This is a genomic window from Ruegeria sp. BE1 (genome assembly GCF_056538885.1).
The window spans coordinates 1-6,957 of record NZ_JBQFTY010000011.1 but is presented as its reverse complement, the minus strand read 5'-3'; the positions used below and the strand labels follow the sequence as shown (position 1 = coordinate 6,957).

General features: G+C 56.3%; 7 protein-coding genes. 6 read left to right on the top strand and 1 reads right to left on the bottom strand.

Annotated features, from left to right (window positions below; genetic code table 11):
* Positions 1-416 precede the first annotated feature (416 nt).
* Positions 417-1,106 (bottom strand): hypothetical protein, encoded by a 690-nt coding sequence (locus tag ACR0J5_RS20520; RefSeq protein ID WP_480656734.1) that lies wholly within the window; start codon positions 1,104-1,106, stop codon positions 417-419.
* A 108-nt stretch (positions 1,107-1,214) separates the two neighbouring features.
* On the opposite strand from ACR0J5_RS20520, the gene ACR0J5_RS20515 reads away from it, so the two are divergent.
* The 6 genes from ACR0J5_RS20515 to ACR0J5_RS20490 form a co-directional block, all read left to right on the top strand.
* Complete coding sequence (locus ACR0J5_RS20515; RefSeq protein ID WP_480656733.1) at positions 1,215-1,535, top strand: hypothetical protein; 321 nt, start codon at positions 1,215-1,217, stop codon at positions 1,533-1,535.
* Between the two features lie 125 nt (positions 1,536-1,660).
* The gene (locus tag ACR0J5_RS20510; protein WP_480656732.1) at positions 1,661-3,712 is read left to right on the top strand and encodes a galactosyltransferase-related protein; all 2,052 of its coding nucleotides are present in this window, start codon (positions 1,661-1,663) and stop codon (positions 3,710-3,712) included.
* A gap of 383 nt (positions 3,713-4,095) precedes the next feature.
* The gene (locus tag ACR0J5_RS20505; RefSeq protein WP_480656731.1) at positions 4,096-4,623 is read left to right on the top strand and encodes a hypothetical protein; all 528 of its coding nucleotides are present in this window, start codon (positions 4,096-4,098) and stop codon (positions 4,621-4,623) included.
* Between the two features lie 193 nt (positions 4,624-4,816).
* A complete protein-coding gene (locus tag ACR0J5_RS20500) occupies positions 4,817-5,338 on the top strand; it encodes a hypothetical protein (protein WP_480656730.1) in 522 nt (173 codons plus the stop codon).
* 103 nt (positions 5,339-5,441) lie between these two features.
* Positions 5,442-6,173, top strand: coding sequence for a metallophosphoesterase family protein (locus ACR0J5_RS20495; protein ID WP_480656729.1), 732 nt, complete (start codon positions 5,442-5,444; stop codon positions 6,171-6,173).
* An 80-nt stretch (positions 6,174-6,253) separates the two neighbouring features.
* The coding region (locus tag ACR0J5_RS20490; RefSeq protein ID WP_480656728.1) for a mannose-1-phosphate guanylyltransferase at positions 6,254-6,957 on the top strand (704 nt) is incomplete at its 3' end.

Genomic DNA, 6,957 nt, shown 5'->3' with positions numbered 1-6,957 from the left:
AACCAAAATCCAAACAGCCCGTTCGATCTACAAACAGTCCACTGGACTGTTTGCTCGACGATCAAACCTCGTCAGGCTCATAACCTGAAGGTCGTAGGTTCAAATCCTACTCCCGCAACCAGCGTCAGAAAATCCCAATACAGCCCGTTCAGACTACAAGTGATCCACTGGATCAATCGCTTAACGTCTTCACCTCGTCAGGCTCATAACCTGAAGGTCAGAGGTTCAAATCCTCTCCCCGCAACCAAACCCCAAACAGCCCGTTCAATCCGAAAACACTCCAACGGACCGTTCGCTTAACAATCAAACCTCCTCTGACGTATAAGCTACGTGGAAACAGGTCGCTCATGGGCACCCGGACACAACCCAGTGGAAGAGCTCGAACATGGCAATAGGTCAGAGTCAAAAGAACAAATTTACGGCTTGATGAAACCTTCCCCTTCACCATCAGTTCTTAGTGTCAATTGCCTAAGCCCGGTCGCTCCGAATAACGCGGCTCCGAACATTTCGAAGGCTTCTTCTGCGATCAGGACGAACCGGCCATTCTCCATGTCATGGAACCATAAAAACGCTTGAATCATCTCAAGTCCAAGGGCTCCACCCAGATAGAACAGAACTCCGACAATTAAATACCGACGCGGTGCAGGGTCCATGCCGGATACCAGGAATCTAAACCCGAGTAAGAAAAGGACGACAACGGCTGCAAAGCCGTAGATGACCCATTCCCAGGCAAAAAGGCCGCTTCCTTCAATGCCGTTGGTCAAGTAGGTGCCCACGGCTTCGTGGACTTGCGCTGCCTCGTCAAACCCCGCGAACAGAAAAAGCGCAGCAAGGCCCAGCCAATGCCAGCGCCACTGATCTTTGGTGGAAAAGGCTTGAACAGACGCCAGGGCCATGAACGCACTGGCCAAAATCAGAAACGAGAAATTGACGAACGTCGGCACGTTGGACTCTCCGTCAATCCAGAAGACCTCCTCTAGTACCCGTCCGAACTCGCTGTTTGTTGCGTTTGAGACAAGAAACGCCAATGTGCCGATGACTATGGTCGGAAAGATAACGGCCGCCGACCAAATCAGGTATTGGCGGGGGGTTGGTAAAAAGGACATGTGCGTAACTTCTTAACTCTTAATCAGACCCCAAAGCTTAGTGCGAGAATTCGGTCTGTATAGGGAATTGAGTAAGCTCGACACTTTTGAACTTTGGATTTGTTCCAAATGCGCATCAGTGCTGCAAGCAAATGGATCTTTGTTGATCAAATAACTCAAAGCCTGACCGGAAAACCAGAGACCTTGCAGGCTTGTCTTCTCCCAGCCGCTCGGGAGCACCGGCAGGTTGCTGTCGCCAAGGGGGAACGGGCTATCGGCCGGATATTGGCGTTGAACGTGGAGATCTGCTGCCAAGTCGACGACTTGGGTCAGGCACACCAAAGATGGCTGCCAAAAACCCGGCGCGTATTGTGGTTTTTCAGGCGTAAGATCGCTTACTCGGCGCAAATTCTGATGTCAGCCCAAGTGCGCGCCATATTTGACAATTGACATGGGCGAGTAAACAGTTACTCGGGGCCGGTGTTGTTTTAAGACAATCTAGGATCGAATAGAATGTGCGGCACTTCGCAAATAACGAGTGCCATTGCGAATAAAAGTCTCGGGCTGGGAAACAAATGCAATCTTCGAAAGATATAGTCGCCAATTTGCAAGAGGCGATCGCGTCCAATGACGATACTAACACCTCCCGGGCGCGCGACATACTGAACAGCCATATTCGTACCCAATTGTCCGTGCGCAACGCAAAATCCCCGGCGACAGTTGCTTCGCTGTATTCGGCGCTTATGAAGTCACCGGATGTCTGGGACCGTTTGCCTGACGTTGAAGATGCCAAAGAGGCATTCCAACCGCAAACCGACGTTGCGCCGGGGTTTTCGCTTGTGTCGTGCTGCATGAACAGAAACGACCATTTGGCGCGCACGCTGCCGACCTGGTTGTCCCACCCGGAAATCGACGAAGTTGTCGTCGTGGACTGGAGTTCAGAGATACCGGTCGCGATCACGCTTGAACAGGCCGGCATTCAAGATCCGCGCCTGCGCATTGTTCGCGTCGAGGACGAAGGGGCGTGGATCTTGTCTCATGCCTACAATGTGGGGTTTCGGGCAACCACGCGGGACAAGATTGTAAAAGTCGACAGCGACATCATTCTCGACACGGCGTTTTTCGAAAAGAACACAATGGGCGTCGGCAAGCTGACGGCCGGGAACTGGCGAAACGCCTCTGCGGGACAAAGCCACGTCAATGGGTTTTTCGTCACCGGGCGCGCAGACTTGCTGGGTGTCAATGGCTTCAATGAACGGATCGTCACGTATGGGTGGGATGACGACGATCTCTATACCCGTCTCGAAGAAGCCGGGGTTGAACGTGTGGATGTTGACCCGAGCACAATCAACCACATTGATCACTCTGACATTCGGCGTGTGGCCCGCCCCAGGTGCAAGCCTGTCACGGGCTGGGATGAGATACAGACATATCCCCAGTTCTGGATCGCTCTGAACCGCGAATTCACGGCGTCCAGTGCGCCATGGGGTGTCAGCTATCCGATGGCGGGTTTTCAGGTTCTGAGCGCCACAGACGGGAATGTTAGGCTGCGGCGAACACACCCCTTTGGCGTGGACACCAATCTGATCGGAACGCGGTCCGAGCGTGCCCTTGCGGCGTATGTCGCTATTCAGGACATCTTTCCGGGGTTTGTTGTCACCACGTCACCCGAAACGGTTGATTTCGCGCTGATGACCCGTTCGCTGAAAGATGCGCTGGTCATCATTGGCAGCCAAACGCCGGAGCCGCAGGACCAAAGTGAGCCTGCCGCCGCTGCTATCGGCGACCTCGGCCGCAAGCCCAAGCTTATTGTTGACGCCCAGCATGGTTTGGGCAACCGCATGCGCGCCATCGCGTCGGCCGCAGCTTTTGCAAAGGTCCATGACCGCGAGCTGGTGATCAGATGGGTGCGCGACGAACATTGCGATTGCCGTTTTGCATCCCTTTTTGACTATGACGGCCCGGTAGAAGAGACCAGCGACAACGAACCGGAAAATGCCCAGCATGTGGACTTGATGAACAAGGCATTTCGGGACTCCTTCGAATCCAAAAGCCTGGTTCACACCTCGCGCGATATCGTTATTCAATCGGCCTATCGGTTCACCTTCGGAAAGCCCTACGGCCCGCTGGAAAAAAGCTTTCTGCGCGATCTCAAACCCAGCGCTGAAGTGCAGGACCTGATCGACTCGGTCCGCAGCCCTAACGATATAGCGGTGCATGTGCGCATGAATGGTGGCGCCGGAACAGACCCGCATGGTGATGTACCCGGCGGCTGGTCCAAAACAGAAGATGAGATTTCCAGACGGGCCCGCAGCAGGTCCCACTATGGCTTTTTCTTCAAGCGTCTGGATGAACTGCTGGAATCGGGGGAGTATTCGACGATCTTCCTCGCGTCCGACAACTCGGAATCCTATGACGCGTTTGCCGCAAAGTACCACGATCGTGTCACCAGCCTGAAACGGTCGGTCTATGATCGATCGGAAATGCAGCTGAAATACGCGCTTGCCGATGTGATCCTGCTGTCACGCGCGCCGCTGTTGCTTGGCAGCAATTGGAGCTCATTTACGGAAATCGCCCATTCAATGTCCGAGAAACAGAGGCTAGAGATATCCGGGCAACACTTTTGATACGTCCGCACGCCCGCAAAGCTCAGCAGGTTTTTATGACCGGCCTTACATACCGCCAGAGTGTATTCTGAATGACTGATGAAGAAACAAGAAGCTTGGCCGTTGAAAACGTTGTTTCAGCGTGCAAGCCACAGATCGGTGAAGTGATTGTTCTGGAAGGTCCGGATCACTTGGGTTGGTGCGAGGCTTACAGGTCGCATGATCTGTCGAATGTAAGACATACGACGTTTAAAACGCTGTCCCAGATCCCAGTTGCCAAAGATGGCGTTCTGCGGATTGTACATGTTACAGGCGGGGTGCCCGCAGCCAGCCTGAGTCAGGCAGAAGACAGCGTCCGCTGCATTACAAGTATCGCGGATATTGTCGTTTTCACACCGGTACCAGTGGCGAAACAAGAGGTTCAGGACCTGCTGGTTGCTTGGCCCAGCTTCTGGGCGATCCTGTTTCTGGCGCAAGGCTACATGTTGCGCGATATCGTTCGCCCAGCAGTTTGGAGCAACACATATAGCGATTGGGACAGCCTTCAGGGCACGGTTGTGTTCACAAATGCCGCGATGGATGCCGACTGGACGGATATGGGCCGCAATGGACCGGGGTCTGTCGTCGATTACGTGCATCCTTCGACACATGAATTCGGTCTGAAACAGCTGCTGGCCTTGCAGACTGCCGCCATGTTGACGGTGAATTCCGGCAAGTCCCTTTCCGAAGATGCGGCCGAAAACCAAAGTCTTTCGTCGAATATCTATATCGCGTTGCCCAAGCGCTATACGAAAAAAGACTATGAGGCCAAGCTGTTTCAAGAGCAACGCGCATGGTGGCAGGTCGCTTTGACCAAGCCTTGGCAGCCCTCGTATTGGTGTGACCTGTGGCGCATGCAGCGGCGCACCAGGCGTCGGATGAAATCCAGCTGATCCCAAACGCTGACGAGATTGGACAATTGAGCCTCGCGCCCTGAGGCCTTTCCAGCTCAGAAGCAGAGAATTTCCCTTAAAATCAATTTAAAACATTGATTTAAGGACATTTTTTGCCACAGGTGGCGCATATGCACGGCGTCGCAGCTTAGTAATCCGGTTCCAGGCCCTCACTGGAACCGGAGATAGAAACATGCTGCGCTTGATCGACCGACGTCCTGTATTCGCGCTGCGGGGACGGTCAGAAACCGCGCACGCAGCGCGCCGGTTTTTGCCCGTTTTGGTGTCTTCGATTGCGTTTCTTGGTCTTGTGAACATACCCGGCCGCGCCGAGGCACAGCAGTTATACGTTGTGGGAACAGATCGCGGCGGATACCTGCATGATCGTCTGGTCGAGCTGGACAACCTGCAGCGCAATGGCATTCAGGTCGAAATACGCGGACGCATCTGCTACTCAACCTGCACAATGTTCCTGGGGCTTCCGGGCACCTGCGTGGACTCCGATACGATCTTTGGCTTTCATGGCCCGTCCCGCAACGGGCGCAAACTGTCGCCCGAGGATTTCGACCGGTTTAGCAAGGTCATGGCCGCCTATTATCCCGAGCCGCTGAAATCCTGGTTCATGACCAAGGCGCGCAACCGGATTCGCGGCGTTCACAAGGTCAAAGGCAGCGAATTGATCCGCATGGGCGTGCCTGCTTGCCGTTCTGCCTGAGCCCGGGCTTGCCCACGATCTGAGGCGCAGGTATCACCCTGTGAATGCAAGGGGCCGGTCGCATGACCCAAGGCCCGCGAAACAGGCAGGAGACCGGCGCATCGTGCTGACACCGCTACTCAAACGCTTTGGGCGGCGCGGCAGGTTTTTGCCGCCCAATCCGAATGCGCCGATATGCGTGATTGGGGATGTGCATGGTTGCATAGCGCAGCTTGAAAAACTGTTGGCGGAGGTCCCGCAGGATCATCGGATTGTGCTGGTGGGCGACTATGTTGACCGGGGCGAACACAGCGCGCAGGTGTTGCGCCTGCTCAGCGCTCGTCCGGACCTCACATGCCTGATGGGCAACCACGAAGACATGATGCTGCAATTCCTCAAAGATTCCAAAACCTATGGCGCGCGTTGGCTGCGCAATGGGGGGTTACAGACCCTTGCCTCATTCGGGGTGCGCGGCATCCGCACAGAAATGAACGGTGATGAGCTGACGGAGTGTCGCGATCAGCTCTACGCGGCGATGGGTGACAACCTGTATCAATGGGTCGCCGGGCTCAAGACATGGGCCCTGACCGGAAATGTCTTGATCGTTCATGCCGGTGCAGACCCGGAAAAACCGCCAAAGGAGCAGTTGCGCAAACATCTGCTCTGGGGGCATCCCTCGTTCCAGACGACGGCCCGCGGCGATGGGCTGTGGGTGGTGCATGGGCACACAATCGTGGCCACTGCAGGTGCCCGGCAGGGGCGTATCTCTGTCGACACCGGTGCCTATGCGACAGGCGTCTTAAGCGGCGTGTGTTTGGACGGCGGTCCCCCCCGGTATCTGACTGCAGTACCCTAGTCGGATTTTCGGCTGGTCTTGTCATGGCGTATTGTGTTGACTAGGACGACTGAGCAGACCATCGGAATTTGAGCTTATTCATGTTGATCACACCCGTCCTTCTCTGTGGCGGCTCGGGCACGCGCCTGTGGCCTTTGTCGCGCAAAAGCTATCCGAAGCAATTTGTCCCGCTGGTGGGCGAGGAAACGCTGTTTCAGGCCTCGGCGCGGCGGTTGTCAGGGCGCACAGCGGCGCTTGGCTTTGCGGCCCCCGTTGTGCTGACGAACTCGGATTTCCGCTTTATCGTGGTCGAACAGCTGCAGGCTGCGGGCATTGAGCCGGGCACCATCATGATCGAGCCCGAGGGCCGCAACACCGCCCCCGCCGTGCTGGCCGCCGCGCTACAGGCCGTGGCCCAGGACCCGGAGGCGGTGCTGCTTGTGGCGCCCTCGGATCACGTGGTGCCCGATGTGGCGGCGTTTCAGGCCGCCGTGGCCCGTGGGCTGGACGCCGTGGCGCAGGGCCAGATGGTGACCTTTGGCATCACGCCTACCCACCCCGAGACCGCCTATGGCTATCTGGAACTGGCCGCGCCAGCGGGCGACGGGGCGCCGGTGGCGCTGAAACAGTTTGTCGAAAAGCCCGATCTGGCCCGCGCGACCGAAATGGTCGCGGCTGGCACTTTCAAATGGAATGCGGGCATCTTCCTGTTCCGCGCCGCCGATATGGTGGCCGCATTCCGCGCCCATGCGCCCGATCTGATCGCGCCGGTTCAGGCGGCGGTGGACAGCGCCACGCCCGATCT

Bases quoted from the DNA above. Each gene is read 5' to 3' on its own strand.
- ACR0J5_RS20520 (WP_480656734.1), bottom strand. From the start codon at position 1,106: ATGTCCTTTTTACCAACCCCCCGCCAATACCTGATTTGGTCGGCGGCC.
- ACR0J5_RS20515 (WP_480656733.1), top strand. From the start codon at position 1,215: ATGCGCATCAGTGCTGCAAGCAAATGGATCTTTGTTGATCAAATAACT.
- ACR0J5_RS20510 (WP_480656732.1), top strand. From the start codon at position 1,661: ATGCAATCTTCGAAAGATATAGTCGCCAATTTGCAAGAGGCGATCGCG.
- ACR0J5_RS20500 (WP_480656730.1), top strand. From the start codon at position 4,817: ATGCTGCGCTTGATCGACCGACGTCCTGTATTCGCGCTGCGGGGACGG.